Raw genomic sequence first — 20,909 nt, forward strand, 5'->3', positions numbered from 1 at the left:
GTTTATAATTAGTTTATTTCATGCGAAAAGCTGCTCGTTATCCGGCATGGGCGATTACTATTAGCCGCATAAACGGCTTCTGCCGTGCAGAATAAGATTTGTGAGGAGTGTCACCGGTGATTAGTGTTTTTGACATGTTTAAAGTGGGCATCGGCCCATCCAGTTCACATACCGTCGGTCCGATGAAAGCGGGCAAGCAGTTTGTGGATCTGCTGGCCGATCAAGGCAAATTGCAGGACGTGACGCGCGTGGCGGTCGACGTCTACGGTTCACTTTCGCTCACTGGCAAAGGTCACCACACCGATATCGCTATTATCATGGGCCTGGCGGGTTTCGAACCGGCCACCGTGGATATCGACGGCATTCCCGCGTTCATCAAAGACGTGGAGCAACGTGAACGTCTACTGTTAGCCAACGGCGCGCGCGAAGTGGACTTTCCTCGTGAAGGCGGCATGGTGTTCCGTAGCGAAAACCTGTCGCTGCATGAGAATGGCATGACGGTGTTCGCTTTCGCTGGGGATCTGTTGATTCTGAGCAAAACCTACTATTCCATTGGCGGCGGTTTCATCGTTGATGAAGAGCATTTCGGCAAGCCGGTGCTGAACGAAGTTTCTGTGCCGTGGCCGTTCCACTCTGCTAAAGAGCTGCTCAGCCACTGTCGCGAAAGCGGCCTGTCACTATCAGGTTTAGTGATGAAGAACGAACTGGCACTGCATACTCGCGACGAGATTCATGCCTATTTTGGTAACGTGTGGCAAACCATGCAGGCCTGTATTGATCGCGGTCTCAATACCGAAGGCGTGCTGCCGGGCCCACTGCGCGTACCACGTCGTGCAGCTTCCTTGCGCCGTCTGCTGGTTTCATCTTCTAAACATTCGAAAGATCCGATGGATGTGATCGACTGGGTGAATATGTTCGCGCTGGCGGTCAATGAAGAGAACGCGGCGGGTGGACGTGTGGTGACGGCACCCACCAACGGTGCCTGTGGCATCGTGCCGGCGGTGTTGGCCTATTACGATCACTTTATCGAACCCGTTACGCCCGATATCTTTATCCGCTACTTCCTCGCCTCTGGCGCCATTGGCGTGCTGTATAAAATGAACGCCTCTATTTCGGGTGCCGAAGTAGGTTGTCAGGGCGAAGTTGGAGTGGCGTGTTCCATGGCGGCCGCCGGTCTGGCGGAATTGCTCGGCGGCAGTCCGGAGCAAGTGTGCGTCGCGGCGGAAATCGGTATGGAGCACAATCTGGGATTAACCTGCGATCCGGTCGCCGGCCAGGTTCAGGTGCCGTGCATTGAGCGCAATGCCATCGCTTCCGTGAAAGCCATCAACTCCGCGCGCATGGCGCTACGTCGCACCAGTGAACCGCGCGTATCGCTGGATAAAGTGATTGAGACCATGTACGAAACCGGAAAAGACATGAACGCCAAATACCGTGAAACCTCACGCGGCGGATTGGCGATTAAGGTCCAGTGCGACTAATACTCCGCTGATGATTAAAGCAACAGTTGACTATTTTTCTGCATCTGTTGCTACCTCCAACTGAGTAAACCAGATACATTGATTTTGAGCGCGGCCCTTTGTGGCCGCGCTTTTTTTGGTGCCGTTTTTTTTATTCAGCCGCGCTAAACCTGGCCGCCTCAATGCCGATAACCTACACGTTAATTTGGCTTCAATCTTTGTTTTGCAAGGTGGTTACTGATGCTCATTCCCCAGCAATTTGTGGGTCAATTTCGCCGTAAGCGACTGCTTATCGCGTTAGTGATCGCCTCGCTGGTTCTGGTCCTGACGCTGACTTTTCGCTATATCGAAGAGAAATCGCGCATTGAGCAGCAGTCGCTGAATTTCGCCACCCGCGCGATTGAACGCTTTGATCGTATGTTCTCGCCGCTGGATGTTTCCGCCAACAACACGCTCGGCCTGGTTGGCGTACCTTGCTCGCAGGTGCGTTATCCGCTGATTGAGAAAATTGCCGCGCTGCAAACCGTGCGCACAGTTTTGCTGGTGCAGGACGACACGCTCTACTGCTCAAGCATTTTCGGCCCGCAAAACCTCTCTTTCAGCCAAACCTATCCTGAATTAGCTATCAATAATCAGCGCATGATGTTAGCCACCGATAATGATCTGCTGAAAGGATCACCGGTGCTGCTGCTGTGGACGCCCAAATCGCTGGATAACCGCGAAGGTCTGCTGCAAGTCATTAATATTGAATTAATGACTAACTATCTGCTGGAACCGCAGTTGCCGTGGGTGGAGCGTGCGATCTTCAACGTCGGTGGTCAGAGCCTTGAATACGGTAATCCGCTGATTGAGCAAACCGAACCGTCTGAAGATGAAGTGGCTTACGATCAGGCGTCGCTGCGTTATCCGTTCAGCATCACCTTGTATGGCCCTTCTCCCGCCCGGCTGGCGCTCAACACGCTGCCTTCACAGCTGCCGCTGGCGCTAATGCTGAGCCTGCTGATGGGTTATATCGTCTGGCTGGCGACCGCTAACCGCATGAGCCTTAGCTGGCAGATAAGTTACGGCATCACCGCTAACGAATTTATGGTGTATTGCCAGCCGCTGATTAACGCCAAAAGCGGCGAGTGTGACGGCATGGAGCTGCTGCTGCGTTGGCATAACCAACGTCAGGGCTGGATTGCGCCGGACGTGTTTATTCCGCTGGCCGAGCGCCAGAACCTGATCGCGCCGTTAACCCGCTTCGTACTGGCGAAAGTGGTGGATGAGCTGCCCAACCTGCCGCAATGTCCGTCGTTCCATATTGCCATTAACGTTGCCGCCAGCCATTTCCGCGATCGCGCCATTGTGGAAGACCTGCAGAATATCTGGTGGCCCGCCAATCCGATTCCAAAACTGGTGGTCGAGCTGACGGAGCGTGATGCCTTGCCGATTATCGATCAATCGGTGGTGTCGCAGCTGCATGAGATTGGTGTACGTCTGGCAATTGATGATTTCGGTACCGGCCACAGTTCGCTGGCTTATTTGAAAGACCTCAAGCCGGACGTGCTTAAAATCGACAAAATTTTCACTGCCGCGATTGGCACCGACGCGATTAACGCGACCGTGACTGATATGGTGATCTCGCTGGCGCAGCGTCTGAATATTTCGCTGGTGGCGGAAGGTGTGGAAACCGCCGAACAGGCGCATTATCTGCGTGAGCGCGGCGTCGACCATCTGCAAGGCTATTTCTACGCGCGTCCCATGCCGATTGAAGATTTCCCGCAGTGGCTGGAGCAGCATCAGGCGCAGTTAAGCGCATAAAAAAACGGCCACTCCTTTGGGAATGGCCGTTTTTGTTTACTGCTGTCCGATCATTTACTCGGCGTGTTCTTCGTGATCGAAAGGCTTATCTTTGGTCACGCGCACCAGATCGATACGGTAATCGGTCGCCTCAATCACCTGGAAATGCAGCGGCGGTAAATCAATCACTTCGCCCGGCAGCGGTAGCTGGCCTTTCTGCGCAATCAACAAACCGGCTAACGAGGCGTGATCTTCATCAGCCTTCACTAAATCGTGATGATCCAGCAGCTGTTGCAGCGAGTGCAGATCGGTACCGCCCTTCACTAACCAACCGTCGCCATCGGCAATGATATCTGGCGTTTCATCTTCATCCGGGAACTCACCGGCAATCGCTTCCAGTACGTCCAGCGGCGTGATCAGGCCCTGTACCACACCAAATTCGTTGGTAACAATTACGAAGCTACCTTTGGCACGACGCAACACGCCCAGCAGATTGATTGGGTCCAGCGTTTCCGGTACCACAATCGCCGGGGTATTAGCGGCAAAGGTTGCCACATCCATACCGTGTTCCAGCGCCACCAGCAGCTCTTTGGCACGTACCACGCCTATGATTTCATCCAGCTCACCGCGACACACCGGGAATAAACTGTGTGGCGTATCCAGCAGCTGAATACGGATTTCATCCAGCGGACGCGAAACATCCACCCACGAAATGTTGCCGCGCGGCGTCATGATGCTGCGAATTGAGCGCTGCGATAACGTCAATACGCCATTAATCATATAGCGCTCTTCGTCTTTAAACGCTTCCTGTGGCATTGCTTCGGTCAACGAGGTTTCTTCGGTAGTCGTCGCTTGCTTACGCTGACGTCCGCCCATCAGACGGAGAATCGCTTCGGCGGTGCGTTCACGCATCGGCCGATGTTCCTGATGCTTAATAAAGTTACGGCGCGCAATCTGGTTGAACAGCTCGATGATGATCGAGAAGCCAATCGCCGCATACAGGTAACCTTTAGGAATGTGGAAACCAAAGCCTTCGGCCACCAGCGACAGACCAATCATCAGCAGGAAGCTCAGACACAGCACCACCACCGTTGGGTGTGCGTTAACAAAATTCGTCAGCGGTTTTGAGGCCAGCAGCATCACGCCCATAGCGATTGCCACCGCAGTCATCATCACCGGCAGATGGTTCACCATACCGACCGCAGTAATCACCGCATCAAGTGAGAACACCGCATCCAGCACTACGATCTGAATCACCACCGCCCAGAAACTGGCGTAGCTCTTATTGCCCTGATGTTCGAGTCCGCGGTTCTCGAGTCGCTCATGCAGTTCCATGGTTCCCTTGAATAACAGGAACAAACCACCGAACAACAGAATTAAATCTCGTCCGGAAAAGCTGAAATCGCCTACGCTGAATAGGGGTCGCGTCAGCGTCACGATCCAGGAGATCAGTGACAGCAAGCCAAGACGCATAATCAAGGCGAGCGACAAACCAATCAGTCGGGCTTTATCGCGCTGCTTCGGCGGCAATTTGTCCGCGAGGATGGCGATAAACACCAGGTTATCAATGCCGAGAACAATTTCCAGCACGATCAGCGTGAGCAAACCCGCCCAAATTGAGGGGTCGAAGAGAAATTCCATCAATGACTCCTTACCGAACGTGAAGGCGCACGAAATTGCATCTGCACCAGAGGGCGAGACGAGAGATCGTTACAGGTGGTGATAACGCTGAAGAGCGTGGAAGCAGGCGCGGAAAAGCGCTGAGAACATGTTGAGCGACGTCGGTGACGGTCCATAAAGGTGAGCTGAAGCCCGGTACTCCTGAATAAAAAACAGAACGCTAATGTATCAGTTACATCAACGACGTCAAAAAAATTTATTACATTTACAAATATCTACGTGAACGCATGAATAACGAACAAAAGTGCACATTAGCGCCGTTACGCTCGAAATAGCTGACAAACATCACATAATTTATTTTTTCGATCACTAAAATAAATCGCGACCTTATCGCTGTGCAGCGGATTGTTTCGTTTTATTTATTGATGCTCTTTGTCTATCACATCACTAACGATCCACCTGAAACACTAACGGTAATTTTCAATGATTCCCGGCAATGCCAGAGAATCTCTCACGCGAACGGAGGTAGCAAGTGACCATTGCTATTGTAATTGGTACACATGGCTGGGCGGCAGAACAGTTGCTTAAAACAGCAGAAATGCTGTTGGGTGAGCAGGAAAATGTCGGATGGATTGATTTCGTTCCCGGCGAAAATGCAGAAACGCTAATCGAAAAGTATCAGGCACGGCTGGCAGATCTCGACACGTCAAAGGGCGTGTTGTTCCTGGTCGATACCTGGGGTGGCAGTCCATTTAATGCGGCCAGCCGCATTGTGGTGGATAAGGATGGCTATGATGTCATCGCCGGCGTCAACATTCCGATGCTGGTGGAAACCCTGATGGGACGTGATGACAACCCATCGCTGGAAGAACTGATTCACATCGCGGTAGAAGCCGGTCGTGAAGGCGTTAAAGCCCTCAAGACTGAAACGCCTGCGCAAGCCGCAGCTGCACCGGCTCCGGTTGCAGCGAAAGCGCCTGCTCAGCCGCAGAAACCGATGGCACCGGGCGAACACATGAAAATCGGCCTGGCGCGTATTGATGACCGCTTGATTCACGGGCAAGTGGCCACGCGCTGGACCAAAGAGACCAACGTTAGTCGCATCATCGTGGTTTCTGATGAAGTGGCCAACGATCATGTGCGCAAAACCCTGCTGACGCAGGTTGCCCCGCCGGGCGTCACCGCGCATGTGGTGGATGTCGACAAGATGGTTCGCGTGTGGAACAACCCGAAATATGGCCAGGATAAAGTGATGCTGCTGTTCACCAATCCCACGGATGTAGTGAGGATTGTTGAGCAAGGCGTGGACATTAAGTCGGTCAATATTGGTGGCATGGCGTTCCGTCAGGGCAAAACGCAGGTGAACAACGCGGTATCGGTGGATGAAAAAGATATCACGGCATTCCGCAAACTTAATGAACGCGGTATCGAACTGGAAGTACGTAAAGTGTCCAGCGATCAGCGCCTGAAAATGATGGACCTGATCGCCAAGGTCAATCCGTAGTTCGCCCTTTGCCTGCATATGTGGGCGAATTTTAGAGACCTTGCAGAGGAGAAATGCAATGGAGATAACCACGCTACAAATCATTTTGATATTTATTGTGGCCTGTATTGCCGGGATGGGATCGATTCTTGATGAGTTTCAGTTCCACCGTCCGCTGGTGGCTTGTACCTTAATTGGCGCGGTCCTCGGTGATATGAAAACCGGTATCATCATCGGCGGTACGCTGGAGATGATTGCACTTGGCTGGATGAACATCGGTGCGGCCGTTGCACCGGATGCGGCGCTGGCTTCTATTATCTCAACCATTTTGGTTATCGCCGGTGGTCAAAGCGTTGGTGCCGGTATCGCGCTGGCAATTCCACTGGCCGCAGCCGGTCAGGTTCTGACCATCATCGTGCGTACCATCACTGTCGCCTTCCAGCACGCCGCCGATAAGGCAGCCGAGAAAGGTAATCTTAATGCCATCAGCTGGATCCACGTATCCGCGCTGGTATTGCAGGCGATGCGTATCGCGATCCCAGCCTTGATCGTGGCGATTTCTGTTGGTACGCACGTGGTTCAGGAACTGCTGAACTCGATTCCAGAAGTGGTCACCAACGGCCTGAACATCGCCGGCGGCATGATCGTGGTAGTCGGTTACGCGATGGTCATCAATATGATGCGCGCGGGCTACCTGATGCCGTTCTTCTACCTTGGCTTCGTTACTGCAGCCTTCACCAACTTCAACCTGGTTGCGCTTGGCGTGATTGGCGTGGTGATGGCGGTGCTGTATATCCAGCTGGCACCGAAATATAACCGCGTTGCAGGTGCTGCAAATGCCGGTCCTGCAAACAATGACCTCGATAACGAACTCGACTAGGAACAGGTGAAATCATGGTTGATACAACTAACACTCCAAAGAAACTCACCCCCGGCGATGTCCGTGGTGTGTTCCTGCGCTCAAACCTGTTTCAGGGTTCGTGGAACTTTGAACGTATGCAGGCGCTGGGTTTTTGCTACTCAATGGTGCCGGTGATTCGTCGCCTCTATCCAGAAAACAACGACGATCGTAAACAGGCGATTAAACGTCACCTCGAGTTCTTCAACACCCATCCTTATGTGGCAGCGCCGGTACTTGGCGTTACCATGGCGATGGAAGAGCAGCGTGCCAACGGTGCGCCGATTGATGATGCGGCGATTAACGGTATCAAAGTGGGTCTGATGGGGCCGCTGGCTGGCGTCGGTGACCCGATCTTCTGGGGTACCGTGCGTCCGGTGTTTGCTGCGCTGGGTGCCGGTATCGCCATGAGCGGCAGCTTGCTAGGTCCGTTACTGTTCTTCATCCTGTTTAACGCGGTTCGTCTGTTAACGCGTTATTACGGCGTGGCGTACGGCTACCGTAAAGGTGTGGATATCGTCAGTGATATGGGCGGCGGTTTCCTGCAGAAACTGACGGAGGGCGCGTCGATTCTCGGCCTCTTTGTCATGGGGGCCTTGGTTAACAAGTGGACGCATGTGAATGTGCCGCTGGTGGTGTCGCGCATCACGGACCAGACCGGTAAAACCACGGTTACCACGGTGCAATCGATTCTCGATCAGCTGATGCCTGGCCTGATTCCACTGCTGCTAACCTTTGGCTGTATGTGGCTGCTGCGTCGTAAGGTGAATGCGTTGTGGATTATCGTCGGCTTCTTCGCCCTCGGTATCTTCGGTTACTGGATCGGCCTGCTCGGTCTGTAATCAGCCAGCCGGGAGCCCTGCTCCCGGCTATTTTTGAGCGGCATTACCTGAGCGCCCACGTTGAGGTAATTTCGATTGAGGAAGAGTATTTTATGTCACTGACTGACGCGCTGATCGCCCTGCTGATTGCAGGCTTCATTCTGTTCGCCATCTATGATGAAGCGATCCTGCCGCGCCGCAACGGCCCGACCAAACTGCGCGTTCCCCTGCGCCGTCGTCACAAGATTGATAGCGCCATTTTCGTGGTGCTGCTGCTGATTCTGCTGTGGAACAATATTGATAAACATGGCACGCAACTCACCACCAATTTGCTGATGGTGCTGTGCTTTATGGCGATTTGGCTATTCTGGGTGCGTAGCCCCAAGTTGCTGATGAAGGAGAATGGACTGTTTTTTGGCAGCGTGTGGATCGACTACGCTCGCATTCAGGGCATGAACCTGTCGGAAGACGGCATTCTGGTGATGCAACTGGAGCAGCGTCGCCTGCTGATTGCCGTCAAACAGCTTGATGATCTGGAACGCATCTACAATACGTTGGTGGAAGCGCGTTAATCGCGCTGCCACAACGTCAGCATAAAGTCGGCATCACAGGTAAACTCGCTGGATGCCGCAAGCTTCTGCCACACCTCTTCGCGCGCACGCCAGGCAAATGGCGTCATCTGCAATAAGCTCACTGCCTCACTTCCGTTCAACGTCATGCTGTAATTCAGGTTTTGCTGATCGATCTGCTTAAAACCGGCATACATCTTCTCTTCCGCGGCATGCAGCTGTACTTCGCGATAAATCAGCGCCTTGAACTGCTGCAAATGATGTGGTCCCGGCGTCACCGTTAGCAGGTAGCCACCCGCTTTAATTACGCGGCTCAGCTCTTCTTCATTACAGGGCGCATAGATGCGCACCACGCCATCCAGAGAAGCATCGGCAAAAGGCAAACGCTGGCTGGAGGCCACGCAGAATTTCACCGTTCGATAGCGTTTAGCGGCCATGCGAATCGCCGCTTTCGCCACATCCAGACCAAAGAGTTGTGCCTGCGGTAACGCATCGGCCATCGCTGCGGTGTAATAGCCTTCTCCGCATCCGATATCTAACAGCTGCGAATTTTGCTCACTCAGGTGCTGGGCGAGGATTTCGGCGACACCCGCGCGCAACGGCTGATAATGTCCAGCATCGAGGAAGGCGCGCCGTGCCTGCAGCATCTCCGCGCTATCGCCCGGTTCGCGCGAACCTTTGTGCTGCACCGGCAGCAAATTGACGTACCCTTCTTTGGCCTGATCAAATTGATGCCCAGCATCACAGCGGAAGCTATTCGCCTGCTGCAATAAAGGCTGATGACAAAGTGGGCAAATCAAAGACATAGATAACTCCGGGTTAGCAATTCGCGGCGCAGTTTACCCTGATCATCTGGCTACAGAAAGGATAAAAGAAAAAGCCCCGTTCAGTGAACGGGGCTTTAAGATTCGTTTCAGTGGTGCATGGCACCGAGCCTGAGGGCGAAATCAGATTGGGGTAACGTTGACCGCAGCAGGACCTTTCTGGCCGTCCTGGATTTCGAACTCAACGCTTTGGCCTTCGGCCAGAGTTTTAAAACCGTTGCCCTGGATTGCAGAGAAGTGTACGAACACATCTTTGCTACCATCAGCAGGAGTAATAAAACCAAAACCTTTAGACTCGTTGAACCACTTAACCTGACCTTTAATCTTTGCCATTTCGCAAATTTCCTTTCAATGATTATATTGCCCGCAGGCAGACTTACAGATAAACCAGAGACATTACTGAATGAGGCACTAATTTAAGGTTCGGCAAGGAAGCGGTATTCAACGTCAACGTCTTTACTCGTAACTTCTTTACTGAAGATGCCATACATAAACAGAACTGTACCTCGTTTGACCCACGATTTGTTATCACATATCCGTAAATTAATGGCAAGCCATTTTTAAACGGTGATCGACGTGACGCACATAATTAGTTAATTGGCGCTGCACTTCATCAATCAACATATTGACACCCAACCCGTAAGGTGCGCAAAAAAGGGTTATCTGTCAGTATAGTTAGCGCTTAATCCTCGCTTAGTCAAGCGCAGCGGTAATGTCTAAACAGGTACATTTTAAAGGGGTTAACACTACGACAAAAATATTGCACTAATATGGCATCAATAAAATATTCCACTAAAAAGTTCGCCAGCCACACAACAACTGCGCGCCGTTCAAATCTTGTACAAATAGTTTTCTCAGGTATAAGTTATTAATTGCTTTGCACCAAAATCAGGAGAAACCAATAATATGCGCCCCATATAAACGCATTAACATTAGGTGGCATTTATCTCAATTTTAACTATCTACCCAACAATTAAATGTTAAAAAAAACATTGATGAGCTTGATTTAACAAAAACTCCTTAGGATTAATCTTAGTTGATATTCTTTCTGGCAGCGATCGCTGCTATTCATACCGATTGAAGAAGTGAATTTACTTAATGAGATTATCCCGCCACGCACCATTTCAGTGCGCAGCCGGTTGCCCTATCGGCGGTTATTTCACCCCTTCCAACGCCTTAACGTTCCGGGATCATCCGAATAAAATCGCGTTTTTCATCCGCGTCTTCATCCGCTGATGGTTTTGCTGTGGATGGCTGTGCGTCAACCAAACGACGCAGTAGCGCATTCTGTTTCTTTTGCTCTTCAATCACGGCTTCCAGCAAACGGATCTGTTCACTGGCGCGCACGCTAGCCCGGTTAACAAAGAACCAGACAATAAAGGCCACAAGAATGATGATGGCCAGAACGCCATAGTTGAACAGCGGGCTGGTGTTTGCGGCTAATTCGTTCATAACTGCCTCTGTAGTCAAAAATCAAACATCTACTCCGCCGCTGATTCTACTCGTTGCCGGGGCAAAAGATAATGGGTAGCGACGGAAAGCAGATTATCCCGCAAAACCCTCTTTCAGTTATCTCTGATCGATTCGATGGCGAAAGCGAGGCATGCTGCTACAGTAGATTCGCAGCCATGTTGGACGCGCTGCGTTGTGTATCACAAGGAGAAAAGATGAAACTACTTATTCGGACGATTATGCTGGTGGCATTAATTTGGTTGGCGATGCTGCTAACCGGCTATGGCGTACTCACCGGCAGCAATAAGAATGCGGCGGGATTGGGACTGCAATGCAGCTATCTGACCGCACGCGGCATGATTACAGCACAGTATCTGCACACAGACAGCGGTATCGTCGGCGTAACCGATTGTCCACTGCTGAAGAAAAGTGGCGAAGTAGTCGACAACTAAGCGGCGAAACGGGCTGGCAACAGCCCGTTTTTCATTTCAGAACGGATAGTCGTGGTAGCCCATTTGTTCAGACAGATTGCGCGCCGCACGGTGCAGCATCGCCACATACTCATTTTTGGCTTCTTCTGAAAAACGAATGGTGGGGAACGAAATGCTCAATCCCGCAATCACCACGCCAAAGCGGTCAAACACCGGCACCGCGATACAGCGTAAGCCCTCTTCCTGCTCTTCATTATCTTCGCCAAATCCCTGCACTTTCACCTGATCCAGCACCGCCAGCAGCGCTTCTGCAGTAACAATGGTTTTGGCGGTACTGCGGCGGAATTCCACTTCGCTGAGGATCTCCTGCACTTCAGCGCGATCGCGCCATGCCAGCAGCACTTTACCAATCGCGGTGGTGTGCAGTGGATTGCGGCGGCCGATGCGCGAATACATACGCAGGTTATACAGTGAATCGATTTTATGGATATAGACGATGCTGTCTTCTTCCAGCGCACCGAGGTGAATGGTTTCTTTGGTCAGACGTGACAGCTCACGCATCTCAATATCGGCGCTACGAATCAGATCAACGTTTTGCAAAGCTTTGGCACCGAGTTCAAACAGCTTGAGCGTCAGCGAGTACTTCTCACTTTCCCCTTCCTGCGCCACATAACCAAGCGATTTCATGGTTTGGAGAAAGCGATAGACGGTGCTTTTCGACATCATCACGCGTTGGGACAATTCGGTGATACCGTGATCGCGCTCTTCGCCCAGCGCCTGCAGAATGCCAAACACTTTCATCACCGATGAAACCGAGTCCGGCTGTTTATCGTTATCGCTGCTCGCCATGGCGCGTATCCTTTTTTGACAGTGTTTCAAAAAAAACGGAACAGAAGCGCCAGTATATGCGTTTCAACCTGATGGCGGCAACGACTGACGCTAAGTGACACATCCACACGTAATTTTATGTCAATGAATGCGATGCTTTTCGGCAGCGAATTGATTAGCATGATGATATTCACTTCCTTTATTTACTTAACTTATGTCCTCTACTGTTGCTCAGGATGGATTGCCCGTTCCACAGCGCTATGGCGCGATCATCACCATTGCACTCGGTATCATGATGGCGGTGCTGGATGGGGCTATCGCCAACGTGGCTTTGCCGACCATTGCGCGTGAACTGAATGCCAGTCCAGCCGAATCGATCTGGATTGTTAACGCCTACCAAATCGCTATCGTTATCTCGTTGCTTTCGCTGTCGTTTCTTGGCGATATGCTTGGTTACCGCCGCGTCTATCAAGTTGGACTTGCGCTGTTTATCGCCACCTCGCTGTTTTGCGCCCTCTCCTCATCGCTGAATACGCTGACCGTGGCGCGCGTGCTGCAGGGCTTTGGTGGCGCAGCGCTGATGAGCGTCAACACTGCGCTGATCCGCATCATTTACCCGCAGCGCTTTCTCGGACGCGGTATGGCAATTAACTCGTTGATTGTTGCAGTATCGAGTGCGGCTGGCCCCACCGTTGCGGCAGCGATTCTATCTGTCGCCAGTTGGAAATGGCTGTTCCTGATCAACATTCCACTCGGTATTGTTGCGCTGTGGCTGGCGTTGCGTTTCCTGCCGGATAACCCGCAGAAAGCCAAACAACAGAAATTCGACGTACCCAGCGCCATAATGAATGCGTTGTTCTTTGGGCTGCTGATTACAGCACTGAGCGGTTTCTCACAAGGGCAAAACGGCTGGCTGATCGTGGCCGAGTTGGTGGCATTGGTGTTGGTAGGCATAGTGTTTGTCCGTCGTCAGTTGGCGATGCCGGTGCCATTGTTGCCGGTGGATTTGCTGCGCATTCCGATCTTTTCGCTCTCGATTGGCACCTCAATTTGCTCATTCTGCGCGCAGATGCTGGCGATGGTGGCGCTGCCGTTCTTCCTGCAAAACGTGTTGGGTCGTGATGAAGTGGCAACCGGTTTGCTGCTCACGCCGTGGCCGCTGGCAACCATGGTCATGGCGCCGATTGCGGGTCGATTGATCGAGAAGTTCCATGCCGGATTATTGGGCGGATTGGGATTAGCGATGTTCGCTGCCGGCCTGTTTCTGCTGGCGCTATTGCCGACTCAACCAACGGATGTGGATATCATCTGGCGCATGATGCTGTGCGGTGCCGGTTTTGGCCTGTTCCAGTCACCCAACAATCACACCATCATCACCGCAGCACCGCGTAATCGCAGCGGTGGCGCCAGTGGAATGTTGGGCACCGCGCGTCTGGTGGGACAAAGCAGCGGCGCGGCGCTGGTAGCGCTGATGTTTAATCTGTTCAACGATCACGGTACACACGCGTCACTGCTGTTGGCGGGCAGCTTTGCCAGCGTCGCCGCCGTGGTGAGCCTGGCGCGTATGACGCAAAAAAGGCAAACTGCCGAATCCTGAAAACAGCAAGGGCGCCATCTGGCGCCCTTGTTTTTGGTATACAAACACTGGTTACTTCAGGTATTCACCGCTGCGCAACGCTTCGATACGTTTATCGAGCGGCGGATGCGACATGAACAGCTCGCTCAACGATTTATTTTTACCGTTGATACAGAACGCCATCATGCTGCCTGGCTCCTGCGGCTCGTAGCTGGTTTTCAAACGTTGCAGTGCGGCAATCATCTTCTCGCGCCCCACAAGTTTGGCGGAACCCGCATCGGCATGGAATTCACGGTGACGTGAGAACCACATAGTGATGATGCTGGCAAGGAAGCCGAACAGCAGCTCCAACACCATCGAGACGGCAAAATAGACCATCGGATTCCCGTTGCTGCTCTCTTCACCGTCGCGGTTACCCGACAGGAAGCCGGAAGCAATCTGCGCCAGAATACGCGAGATGAAGATAACAAAGGTGTTCACCACACCCTGAATCAGCGTCATGGTGATCATATCACCGTTAGCGATGTGGGAGATTTCGTGCGCCAGCACCGCTTCCGCTTCATCGCGACTCATGTTTTGCAATAAGCCAGTGGAAACAGCGACCAGCGACGCGTCACGGCGCGCACCTGTCGCAAAGGCGTTAATGTCGGGCGCGTGATAAATCGCCACCTGCGGCATCGCAATGCCAGCCTGTTGTGCCTGGCGGCCGACGGTTTCCATCAGCCAGCGTTCCGTCTCATTACGCGGTTGTTCAATGATCTCACCGCCAACGGATCGTAACGCCATCCATTTGGACATCAGCAGTGAAACAAACGCACCGCCAAAGCCAAACAGACCTGCCATAATCATCAGACCCTGAACACTGCTTGACTGGATTCCTGTCAGACTCAAAATCAGTCCGAATACCAACATCACCGCCAGGTTGGTGAGCAGGAAAAGAGCAATACGCATCATAAACGTTAATCTTCCTCAGTTGTGCACGCGCATATGCGCGGATATCTATCCTATGGTCATCGCCGCGCATTTCAAGCAACCTTAATCTTTAAGTGCCTAAAAAGACATAACTTTACATTAGGCAGTGAAGTGCGCAATTCAGTGTATCAGCAGCGCTTAATAACGATTTTAGCCTAAAAAAAAGCACCGCCGAAGCGGTGCTGTTTCACAGGCCAAACGGTTATTTCGCGCTTTCGGCTGCAGGCTGAGATTTCTCAAGCTGCGCCATGTCGTTAGCGATTTTCACCGTTTCATCCAGATACGGATCCGGCTCTTTATAGTCCTTCGGCAGATCTTCGATGCTCTTAAGCGGTGCTTTGCCTTCCGCCTGATAGCGTGCGTTGATACGCTCCAGACGCAGTGCATCATCTTCGCGGTTCTCTTTCTCACGCTGAGCAAGATTGAGCGACACGATATTACGCTTGTCTTTCATCGCATCGAAACGCGCAATATCTTTCATGATGTACTGGAACTCGCGATCTTTGGCGATGCGATCGGCGTGCTCTTTGGTCAGCTGCGGTACCAGCGGCGCGATATCGCCGGTCTTGGTGTAGCTTGCCGCATTCACGCTGTCCCAAGGCAACGCGTTGTCCTCGAACTTCTCACCGGTTTCTGCCGCTTCGACGCCGGTTGGCATCAGCAGATCCGGCGTTACGCCTTTACGCTGAGTACTGCCGCCGTTGATACGGTAGAACTTCTGAATGGTGTACTGTACGGAACCCAACGCTGGCCACTCGGGACGCAGCATCTGATCGTAGATGCGGTTCAGCGAACGATACTGCTGCACGGTGCCTTTACCGAAGGTCGGTTCACCGACAATCAGCGCACGACCGTAGTCCTGCATCGCCGCAGCGAAGATTTCAGACGCCGAAGCACTGAAGCGATCGACCAGCACCACCAGCGGACCTTTGTAATAGACAATGCCGTCGTTATCGCTGTCTTCGCGCACGCGTCCATTGTTATCACGCACCTGCACCACCGGACCGCTTGGAATAAACAGGCCAGAGAGTGAAACGGCTTCGGTCAAGGCGCCACCGCCGTTGGTACGCAGATCGATCACCACGCTGTCGACGTTCTGCTTCTGCAATTTCTGCAGCTGCACCTTCACATCGTCAGTCAGGCCAACGTAGAAGCCAGGAATGTCGAGCACGCCGACTTTCTCTTTGCCAACGTTATGCACGGTGCCTTTCACGGCGCGATCTTCCAGACGGATTTTCTCACGCGTCAGCGTGACGGTGCGGGTTTTCGTGCCCTTACCGGCTGGCAGGATTTCCAGGCGTACTTTGCTGCCTTTCGGTCCTTTGATTTTTGAAACCACATCATCCAGACGCCAGCCAATCACATCTTCCATCGGCTTGCCCGGCTGCGCGACACCGACAATGCGGTCGCCGACGCTGATTGCTTTACTCTTCGCCGCCGGACCACCCGCGACCATTGAGTTAATCACCGTGTAATCGTCATCCATCTGCAGCACTGCGCCAATACCTTCCAGCGACAGGCTCATTTCGGTGTTGAACTGCTCGGTGTTACGCGGTGAAAGATAGTTAGTGTGCGGATCGATTTCATGCGCGAACGCGGTCATCGCCAGCTGGAACACATCTTCACTGTTACTTTGCGCCAGTCGACGGATGGCAAAGTTGTAACGCTTGGTCAGCGTTTCGCGGATCTCTTTCTCATCTTTACCGGCCAGTTTCAGGCTCAGTTCGTCATATTTAACTTTGGCGTCCCACAGCGCGTTGAGCTCATCAACGCTCTTCGGCCATGGCGATTTTGCCCGGTCAATGTCAATGGTGTCATTGCCGGTGAAATTCATTGGGCGGTTCAGCACGCTCAGCGCATATTGATAGCGCTCAAAGCGGCGTTTCTGCGCCAGATTGTAGAGATCGTAAAACACATCCAGCTTACCGCTGCGGAACTCATCACCGACGGTGGTTTTCTTGTCGGCGAATTGCGCGACATCCGATGCCAGCAGCACGTTGTGGCTGTAGTCGAGCAGATTCAGGTAGCGATCAAAAATTTTCGCGGAAAAGTCCTGATTCAAATCGAACTGGCGATAGTGAGAGCGGGTAAAACGCGACGTAACGCGTTCGCTGACGGTGGGATGCTGTGGATCTTCGTGTAGCTGGGGAATCTGGTCGGCGCGGGTAATATTATCTGCACCAAAGGTGGGGCCTGCTAAAAGCAGGCCCGCGATCATACCGATCTTTAAAATATTGTTCATGCCAGGGTCAGCCTCCGTTTCAGAACTGCAAATGTTCTGCGCGCACAATCATAGCCATGCCGGAAGCGAGCTGAACCCGAACGCCATCTTTGGTAATTTCCAGAATGGTAGCGTCCATTGCACCTTTGCCTGCGGTCACTTTAATGTTCTGGCCGGGCTGCAACGTTGAGGTATCAGTGACAGGTTTAGCACGCGGTGGCTGCGGCGCTGCGGCACGTTCAGTAGCGGCCGCACGCGGCGCCTGAGGACGTGGCTTACGCGGTGCATCACCTTCGGCAGCTTTACGCGGAGCAGGCTTGCGCGGACGACGCTCAGCGGTCTCTTCACCGGCTTCACGCTTCTTCGCTTTCTGCTGATCGCGCTGCGCCTGAACGCGGGCTTTCGCTTCTTCCAGTTGCTTGCGCGCATGTTCAACGTGTTGCTCATCCAGCACGCCACAGGCGTTACCATCGAGATCGACACGGATGGCACCTGCTTTGATGCCATAAAGATAACGCCAGCTAGAGGTATAAAGACGTAAGGCAGAACGCAGTTGCGTCTTGCTCAGGCTCAGTTCGCCTTGAACACGCTCGACCAGATCTTGAAAAATGCCGATTTTGAGCGGACGCGCCTCGCCTTCGGCGCTAAAGCATTGCGGAAAACGTTCCGCCAAAAAGGCGATGACTTCTTTACTGCTATTCAACTTAGGTTGATTTTCCATGAAATTTCCTGATTACAACGGATTTGCCGACCAGAGCAGGCATGAACAGGCGACATTATAATGACAACATCGCCAAATGCTATGTGATCCAGTCGATTAGCTGTGCGTCAGCTGAATAAATTTTACGATGTCGCTGCCCGCCAGCACTTCACAAAGCCCGTCGGTAAGGGCCACCAGCCCCGCTTCATCCTCGCTATCGAAGCGAGAATAAACCGTACTATCAATGTCTAAAACACCCACGAGGGTGCCATTTACTTTCAGAGGAATCACGATTTCGGCGTTGCTGGCCGCGTCACAGGCGATGTGACCTGGGAACGCGTGCACGTCTTCCACCAACTGCACTTTGTCCTCGGCTACCGCTGTACCACACACGCCTTTGCCAACCGGAATACGTACGCAAGCGATTTTGCCCTGGAACGGGCCCAGCACCAGCGTGTTCGGTTCCGTCAGTAAATAGAATCCAGCCCAGTTCACGCCTTCCAGACGTTCAAAAAGCACCGCGCTGCAATTGCCGAGCGCGGCCAGGAACGAGGTTTCGCCCGCCAACAGGGCGCGGATATCGCGATTCAAATCCTCGTAAAAAGCTTTTTTGTTCATTGTTCAACCATAACTCGTCACTGTGGTGACCTTGTTGTCACTCAGTTGTTAAAATAAGCACTAATAATCCAGGCGCATAAGGTGAATCATTCTGTTAGTTACTATACCCTTAGCAGTCGGTGGATAAGAGTATTCTGGTACCACCTAATATTGCAGGCAAATTTGCGCTACTCAGCATGCCGGTAAACGTAACGAACGATGGGCACTTGCGTCACCTATGAAAATTCACGCTATCAGCCAGACGTTGCCCCACGCACGTTATCAGCGTTGTCCGCAATGCGATACCCTTTTTTCCTTACCGGATGTGAAATCGCATCAGACAGCCTATTGCCCTCGCTGTCATGCACAAATTCAGAGCGGCCGTGACTGGTCGATGACGCGACTCACCGCCATGGCGGTGGTGATGATCGTGCTGATGCCGTTCGCCTTTAGCTTGCCGCTGGTGGATATTCGCCTGCTTGGCATGCGCATTAACGCCAGCCTGGTGGAGGGCGTGATTCAGATGGCGCAGCAGGGCGACACGTTAACCGCGTCGATGGTGGCGTTTTGCACCATTGGCGCGCCGGTTACGCTGGTCGTCGGCATCCTCTATCTTTGGCTGGGCAACGCGCTGGGTATGAACCTGCGCCCGGTCCTGCTGATGATGGATAAGCTCAAAGAGTGGGTGATGCTGGATATCTATCTGGTCGGCGTGGCGGTGGCCTCAATCAAGGTGCAAGATTACGCCTCGCTGGAAGTGGGCTACGGTTTAGTGGCTTATATTGCGCTGACGGTGCTCAGCCTGCTCACGCTGATTCACCTAAACGTCGAGCAGTTGTGGGAACAGTACTATCCGCAAGCGATGCCCACTTCCCCGCCCGAACAGTGGCAAGTGTGCCTTAATTGCCATCAAACCGGTGTAGCCGATGAGCGTGGGCGCTGCACGCGTTGCCACACGCCGCTCGACTATCGTCGCCGCCACAGTTTGCAGAAATCCTGGTCAGCGCTCATCGCCTCAATTGTGCTGCTGATCCCCGCCAATTTGCTGCCGATTTCGGTGGTGTACGTGAATGGCGCACGCCGTGAAGACACCATATTCTCCGGCATTCTGGGATTAGCATCGGGCAACATACCGGTCGCCGCCGTGGTGTTTATCGCCAGTATTCTGGTGCCCTTTACCAAAGTGTTAGTGATGCTGACCTTGTTGATCAGCATTCATTTCAAATGCGAACAGGGTTTAAAAACCCGCATTCGCCTGCTGCGCGCCGTCACCTGGGTGGGCCGCTGGTCGATGCTGGATCTGTTCGTGATTGCTGTAACCATGTCGCTGGTCAATCGTGACCAGCTTCTGGCTTTTACCATGGGACCGGCCGCCTTCTATTTTGGTGCCGCCGTTGTTCTGACCATTATGGCTGTAGAGTGGCTTGATAGCCGCCTGATCTGGGATGCACATGCAACAGGAAACGCCGACTACACCGACTAGCGCCAATCTGCGCAACAAGCGCAAGATTTCGCCGTTCTGGTTATTGCCCATCATCGCCCTGCTGATTGCTGGCTGGCTGCTGTGGACCAATTATCAGGAGCGCGGTACGACGATCACCATTAACTTCCAGACCGCCGACGGGATTGTGCCAGGCCGCACGCCTATTCGCTATCAGGGCGTGGAAGTGGGTACGGTGCAAGGCATTGTGCTGAGTGATGACTATCGCAGCATCCAGATTAAGGCCAGCATCAAAAGCGACATGCGCGATGCGCTGCGTGAAGACACCCAATTCTGGCTGGTGACGCCGAAAGCCTCGCTGGCGGGCGTCTCCGGACTTGATGCGCTGGTCGGCGGTAACTACATCGGCATGATGCCGGGCAAAGGTAAAGAGAGCGATCACTTCACCGCGCTCGATACCCAACCGAAATATCGCGTCAATACCGGCGAGCTGCTAATCCACCTGCGCGCGCCGGATCTCGGCTCGCTTAACACCGGTTCGCTGGTCTACTACCGCAAAATTCCGGTGGGTCGCGTTTACGATTACAGCCTGAATAACAGCACCGATGGCGTCACCATTGATGTGCTGATTGAGCGCCGCTTTATCAATCTGGTGAAAAAGCAGAGCCGCTTCTGGAATGTCTCCGGCGTTGATGCGGATGTCAGCCTGAGCGGTGCCAAAGTGAAGCTGGAAAGCCTGGCCGCGTTGGTGAACGGTGCGATTGCCTTCGATTCGCCCAATGACGGTGAGCAAGCGCAGGTGGATGCCAACTACCAGCTCTATCCGGATTTGGCGCGCAGTCAGCGCGGCGTGCAAGTGAAACTGGATTTGCCGAGCGGCGATAATCTGAAAGCCGATAGTACGCCGCTGATGTATCAGGGGCTGGAAGTCGGCACCTTAACCAAACTCAACCTGCTGGATGGCGGCAAAGTCACCGGCGAGCTGACGGTCGATCCTTCAGTAACCGGTTTGATGCGCAGCGGTACGCGCATTGAGATGCGCACGCCGAAGATCAGCCTGACCGATACCAATCTCAGCAGCCTGTTAACCGGCAATACCTTTGAGCTGGTGCCAGGCGAAGGTGAGCCGCAGGATCACTTCACCGTGTTGCCGGCCAGCGAAACCTTGCTGCAAAAACCGGACGTGCTGACGGTAAAACTCAGCGCGCCGGAAACCTACGGCATCGATGCCGGC

Annotated in this window: 20 protein-coding genes; 10 read left to right on the forward strand and 10 right to left on the reverse strand. The window is 53.1% G+C overall.

Going from position 1 to position 20,909, the window contains the following annotated elements:
• Positions 1-116: 116 nt before the first annotated feature.
• Together RTY00_RS03190 and RTY00_RS03195 are read left to right on the forward strand one after the other, a co-directional pair.
• Positions 117-1,481, forward strand: a complete 1,365-nt coding sequence (locus tag RTY00_RS03190; RefSeq protein WP_312663374.1) for an L-serine ammonia-lyase — start codon at positions 117-119, stop codon at positions 1,479-1,481.
• A gap of 219 nt (positions 1,482-1,700) precedes the next feature.
• Positions 1,701-3,263, forward strand: a complete 1,563-nt coding sequence (locus tag RTY00_RS03195) for an EAL domain-containing protein (RefSeq protein ID WP_154156365.1) — start codon at positions 1,701-1,703, stop codon at positions 3,261-3,263.
• A gap of 54 nt (positions 3,264-3,317) precedes the next feature.
• Here the strand turns inward: RTY00_RS03195 and RTY00_RS03200 are convergent, their stop codons facing one another.
• Positions 3,318-4,883, reverse strand: a complete 1,566-nt coding sequence (locus RTY00_RS03200; protein WP_312663377.1) for a TerC family protein — start codon at positions 4,881-4,883, stop codon at positions 3,318-3,320.
• Between the two features lie 511 nt (positions 4,884-5,394).
• Between RTY00_RS03200 and manX the strand changes: the two genes are divergently transcribed.
• The 4 genes from manX to RTY00_RS03220 all read left to right on the forward strand — a co-directional run bounded on the left by manX (position 5,395) and on the right by RTY00_RS03220 (position 8,636).
• Positions 5,395-6,366 (forward strand): PTS mannose transporter subunit IIAB, encoded by a 972-nt coding sequence (gene manX, locus RTY00_RS03205; RefSeq protein ID WP_312663378.1) that lies wholly within the window; start codon positions 5,395-5,397, stop codon positions 6,364-6,366.
• A 58-nt stretch (positions 6,367-6,424) separates the two neighbouring features.
• On the forward strand, positions 6,425-7,225 hold the full coding sequence (locus tag RTY00_RS03210) for a PTS mannose/fructose/sorbose transporter subunit IIC (protein WP_008110410.1): 801 nt from the start codon (positions 6,425-6,427) through the stop codon (positions 7,223-7,225).
• 14 nt (positions 7,226-7,239) lie between these two features.
• Positions 7,240-8,085 (forward strand): PTS mannose transporter subunit IID, encoded by an 846-nt coding sequence (locus RTY00_RS03215; RefSeq protein ID WP_265297910.1) that lies wholly within the window; start codon positions 7,240-7,242, stop codon positions 8,083-8,085.
• Positions 8,086-8,177: 92 nt separating this feature from the next.
• The gene (locus RTY00_RS03220) at positions 8,178-8,636 is read left to right on the forward strand and encodes a DUF986 family protein (RefSeq protein ID WP_312663379.1); all 459 of its coding nucleotides are present in this window, start codon (positions 8,178-8,180) and stop codon (positions 8,634-8,636) included.
• Here the strand turns inward: RTY00_RS03220 and rlmA are convergent.
• The 4 genes from rlmA to RTY00_RS03240 form a co-directional block, all read right to left on the reverse strand.
• The gene (rlmA, locus tag RTY00_RS03225) at positions 8,633-9,439 is read right to left on the reverse strand and encodes a 23S rRNA (guanine(745)-N(1))-methyltransferase (protein ID WP_312663380.1); all 807 of its coding nucleotides are present in this window, start codon (positions 9,437-9,439) and stop codon (positions 8,633-8,635) included. The genes RTY00_RS03220 and rlmA overlap by 4 nt on opposite strands.
• A gap of 141 nt (positions 9,440-9,580) precedes the next feature.
• Positions 9,581-9,790, reverse strand: coding sequence for a transcription antiterminator/RNA stability regulator CspE (cspE, locus tag RTY00_RS03230; protein WP_008110414.1), 210 nt, complete (start codon positions 9,788-9,790; stop codon positions 9,581-9,583).
• Between the two features lie 83 nt (positions 9,791-9,873).
• Complete coding sequence (locus RTY00_RS03235; RefSeq protein ID WP_110866451.1) at positions 9,874-9,948, reverse strand: DUF2627 domain-containing protein; 75 nt, start codon at positions 9,946-9,948, stop codon at positions 9,874-9,876.
• A 685-nt stretch (positions 9,949-10,633) separates the two neighbouring features.
• On the reverse strand, positions 10,634-10,909 hold the full coding sequence (locus RTY00_RS03240; protein ID WP_154181691.1) for a YebO family protein: 276 nt from the start codon (positions 10,907-10,909) through the stop codon (positions 10,634-10,636).
• A 215-nt stretch (positions 10,910-11,124) separates the two neighbouring features.
• Between RTY00_RS03240 and RTY00_RS03245 the strand changes: the two genes are divergently transcribed.
• Complete coding sequence (locus RTY00_RS03245; protein WP_008110416.1) at positions 11,125-11,361, forward strand: YobH family protein; 237 nt, start codon at positions 11,125-11,127, stop codon at positions 11,359-11,361.
• A gap of 36 nt (positions 11,362-11,397) precedes the next feature.
• Here RTY00_RS03245 and kdgR read toward each other — a convergent pair whose 3' ends face one another.
• Positions 11,398-12,189, reverse strand: coding sequence for a DNA-binding transcriptional regulator KdgR (gene kdgR, locus RTY00_RS03250; protein ID WP_176972779.1), 792 nt, complete (start codon positions 12,187-12,189; stop codon positions 11,398-11,400).
• A 193-nt stretch (positions 12,190-12,382) separates the two neighbouring features.
• On the opposite strand from kdgR, the gene RTY00_RS03255 reads away from it, so the two are divergent.
• On the forward strand, positions 12,383-13,765 hold the full coding sequence (locus tag RTY00_RS03255) for an MFS transporter (RefSeq protein WP_312663381.1): 1,383 nt from the start codon (positions 12,383-12,385) through the stop codon (positions 13,763-13,765).
• A gap of 51 nt (positions 13,766-13,816) precedes the next feature.
• Here RTY00_RS03255 and htpX read toward each other — a convergent pair whose 3' ends face one another.
• The 4 genes from htpX to RTY00_RS03275 all read right to left on the reverse strand — a co-directional run bounded on the left by htpX (position 13,817) and on the right by RTY00_RS03275 (position 18,255).
• Positions 13,817-14,698: a protease HtpX gene (htpX, locus tag RTY00_RS03260; protein WP_312663382.1), complete on the reverse strand. Its 882-nt coding sequence runs from the start codon at positions 14,696-14,698 to the stop codon at positions 13,817-13,819.
• A 220-nt stretch (positions 14,699-14,918) separates the two neighbouring features.
• The gene (prc, locus tag RTY00_RS03265) at positions 14,919-16,958 is read right to left on the reverse strand and encodes a carboxy terminal-processing peptidase (RefSeq protein ID WP_061718719.1); all 2,040 of its coding nucleotides are present in this window, start codon (positions 16,956-16,958) and stop codon (positions 14,919-14,921) included.
• A gap of 19 nt (positions 16,959-16,977) precedes the next feature.
• Positions 16,978-17,658, reverse strand: a complete 681-nt coding sequence (proQ, locus tag RTY00_RS03270) for an RNA chaperone ProQ (RefSeq protein WP_008110425.1) — start codon at positions 17,656-17,658, stop codon at positions 16,978-16,980.
• A gap of 96 nt (positions 17,659-17,754) precedes the next feature.
• Positions 17,755-18,255: a GAF domain-containing protein gene (locus tag RTY00_RS03275; protein ID WP_312663383.1), complete on the reverse strand. Its 501-nt coding sequence runs from the start codon at positions 18,253-18,255 to the stop codon at positions 17,755-17,757.
• A 217-nt stretch (positions 18,256-18,472) separates the two neighbouring features.
• Here RTY00_RS03275 and yebS point away from each other — a divergent pair, with 217 nt between their 5' ends.
• Positions 18,473-19,717 carry a membrane integrity lipid transport subunit YebS gene (gene yebS, locus RTY00_RS03280; RefSeq protein WP_312663384.1) on the forward strand — a complete coding sequence of 415 codons (1,245 nt, stop codon included), beginning with the start codon at positions 18,473-18,475 and terminating at the stop codon, positions 19,715-19,717.
• A partial coding sequence (locus RTY00_RS03285) for an intermembrane transport protein PqiB (protein ID WP_312663385.1) occupies positions 19,686-20,909 on the forward strand: 1,224 nt, incomplete at its 3' end. The genes yebS and RTY00_RS03285, both read left to right, overlap by 32 nt.

The sequence above is a fragment of the Pantoea sp. CTOTU49201 genome, from assembly GCF_032054795.1.
Taxonomy (GTDB): domain Bacteria; phylum Pseudomonadota; class Gammaproteobacteria; order Enterobacterales; family Enterobacteriaceae; genus Pantoea; species Pantoea symbiotica.

Excerpts from the sequence above, each read along its gene's own strand:
- RTY00_RS03240 (WP_154181691.1), bottom strand. The coding sequence starts at position 10,909 with ATGAACGAATTAGCCGCAAACACCAGCCCGCTGTTCAACTATGGCGTT.
- htpX (WP_312663382.1), bottom strand. The coding sequence starts at position 14,698 with ATGATGCGTATTGCTCTTTTCCTGCTCACCAACCTGGCGGTGATGTTG.
- RTY00_RS03255 (WP_312663381.1), top strand. The coding sequence starts at position 12,383 with ATGTCCTCTACTGTTGCTCAGGATGGATTGCCCGTTCCACAGCGCTAT.
- RTY00_RS03275 (WP_312663383.1), bottom strand. The coding sequence starts at position 18,255 with ATGAACAAAAAAGCTTTTTACGAGGATTTGAATCGCGATATCCGCGCC.
- yebS (WP_312663384.1), top strand. The coding sequence starts at position 18,473 with ATGAAAATTCACGCTATCAGCCAGACGTTGCCCCACGCACGTTATCAG.
- cspE (WP_008110414.1), bottom strand. The coding sequence starts at position 9,790 with ATGGCAAAGATTAAAGGTCAGGTTAAGTGGTTCAACGAGTCTAAAGGT.
- RTY00_RS03210 (WP_008110410.1), top strand. The coding sequence starts at position 6,425 with ATGGAGATAACCACGCTACAAATCATTTTGATATTTATTGTGGCCTGT.
- RTY00_RS03200 (WP_312663377.1), bottom strand. The coding sequence starts at position 4,883 with ATGGAATTTCTCTTCGACCCCTCAATTTGGGCGGGTTTGCTCACGCTG.
- RTY00_RS03220 (WP_312663379.1), top strand. The coding sequence starts at position 8,178 with ATGTCACTGACTGACGCGCTGATCGCCCTGCTGATTGCAGGCTTCATT.
- kdgR (WP_176972779.1), bottom strand. The coding sequence starts at position 12,189 with ATGGCGAGCAGCGATAACGATAAACAGCCGGACTCGGTTTCATCGGTG.
- RTY00_RS03245 (WP_008110416.1), top strand. The coding sequence starts at position 11,125 with ATGAAACTACTTATTCGGACGATTATGCTGGTGGCATTAATTTGGTTG.
- RTY00_RS03195 (WP_154156365.1), top strand. The coding sequence starts at position 1,701 with ATGCTCATTCCCCAGCAATTTGTGGGTCAATTTCGCCGTAAGCGACTG.
- rlmA (WP_312663380.1), bottom strand. The coding sequence starts at position 9,439 with ATGTCTTTGATTTGCCCACTTTGTCATCAGCCTTTATTGCAGCAGGCG.
- RTY00_RS03215 (WP_265297910.1), top strand. The coding sequence starts at position 7,240 with ATGGTTGATACAACTAACACTCCAAAGAAACTCACCCCCGGCGATGTC.
- proQ (WP_008110425.1), bottom strand. The coding sequence starts at position 17,658 with ATGGAAAATCAACCTAAGTTGAATAGCAGTAAAGAAGTCATCGCCTTT.
- prc (WP_061718719.1), bottom strand. The coding sequence starts at position 16,958 with ATGAACAATATTTTAAAGATCGGTATGATCGCGGGCCTGCTTTTAGCA.